This window comes from Oleiphilus sp. HI0125, assembly GCF_001635355.1.
This window is the reverse complement of sequence record NZ_LWGF01000191.1, coordinates 1-977: the sequence shown is the minus strand read 5'-3', so window position 1 is coordinate 977 and position 977 is coordinate 1. Positions and strand designations below refer to the sequence as shown.

At 43.0% G+C, this 977-nt stretch carries 2 protein-coding genes; both read right to left on the bottom strand.

The features are described 5' to 3' along the window. Positions 1-11 precede the first annotated feature (11 nt). Positions 12-464, bottom strand: coding sequence for a DUF1249 domain-containing protein (locus A3762_RS02955; RefSeq protein WP_068475315.1), 453 nt, complete (start codon positions 462-464; stop codon positions 12-14). Positions 465-467: 3 nt separating this feature from the next. Then, on the bottom strand, positions 468-977 hold a 510-nt coding region (locus A3762_RS02950; protein WP_068754027.1), incomplete at its 5' end, for an NUDIX domain-containing protein.

The window sequence follows — 977 nt, the reverse complement described above, 5'->3', positions numbered from 1 at the left end:
TAGCACGAGCTTCACAGTTTACTCGGGTTAAACGGGTGTGTATCACAAATCCCGTAGCGCAAACAAAAACTCAACCATTCTGATAAAAAACGATTCAGCTGCGTTTTCTCATCCGGCAGATTCATATCTTTATTTGGGTAAGAGTTCACACCAGAAAGTGCTCGATACCCTTTACGACTAATGACCTCCGCAACAGCCGCATCATGATAAAGACGAACCATTAAAGATGGATTATTCAGCCAAGGCCCTGCTGAGGAGACTTGCTCTAGTAAAATTGTGTCGGTGTATTTTGAGGTCTCGATATTTTGAGCATGAACCGTCCCAATAAAATGAGATCCGTTATACAAAGAAATATTTAGCTCATCACCTTCATCAACAAGATGCAGTAATTTCATTAAGCGGCGATAGTTGCTTTCAAACAAAGCATTCAGATGAGAGATATCTGGAACGTATTTTCTAACCACGAACTATTTACCTNACCAATGCTCGTTAACGTCTTGTTTGTTTAACGCCAACCATTGCAAGGCAATGATCGCTGGGGAATTATCAATTTTATTATCTTTGAGCATCTCCATAGCTTTATCAAACCCTATAACATGCACCTTTATGTCTTCACCTTCTTCTTCAAGGCCATGCACACCACCAAGACCTTCGCTATGAACCAAGCCAACAAATAAGTGAATGCGCTCGGTAGAGCCTCCTGGAGACGGATAAAACTCATAGATATGCATCAAATCCAATACATCTGCACCCGCTTCTTCTTGCGCTTCACGCACCACAACATCAGCTGGCAACTCTGATTCTTCGTTGATACCGGCAACAAGCTCAAGCATCCAAGGTGAGTCTGAATGATGAAGTCCACCAATACGAAATTGCTCAACGAGCACAATCGAATCCTTATCTGGGTCATAGAGCAAGACACAACTCGCATCACCACGCACAAAAATTTCACGCGACAACACCGGGCTCTCACCACC